Source organism: Pseudomonas sp. AC083 (genome assembly GCF_979253165.1).
On record NZ_CEEDDH010000205.1, the window covers coordinates 1 to 259 of the forward strand.

General features: G+C 54.4%; 1 protein-coding gene. It reads left to right on the plus strand.

Annotation, left to right across the window (positions count from 1 at the left end):
- The coding region (locus tag AC0IXA_RS27720) for a hypothetical protein (RefSeq protein WP_471814948.1) at positions 1 to 259 on the plus strand (259 nt) is incomplete at both ends.

Below are 259 nucleotides of genomic sequence, written 5' to 3' on the forward strand. Positions count from 1 at the left end.
TCTCGTGTTCCTCTCTAAGAACTGGCTTCTGGCTCGACTAACGGAGTCTATCAAGCACGAATACGACGTACGGCTTGAGAGTTACAGGTCCCAGATCGGCCGGCGCGAGCGAGCTTACGAGGAGATCGTCAACGCCATCTATGACAAGCTTGCGTATTACAAAGTCCACAAGGAGGACTACGGCCAAGGTACGGGTCTCGCGCCAGAGCGAGAGAGAGAGTTGCTTCATACCCACATGAAAGCAGCAGCGTCGCTGCAT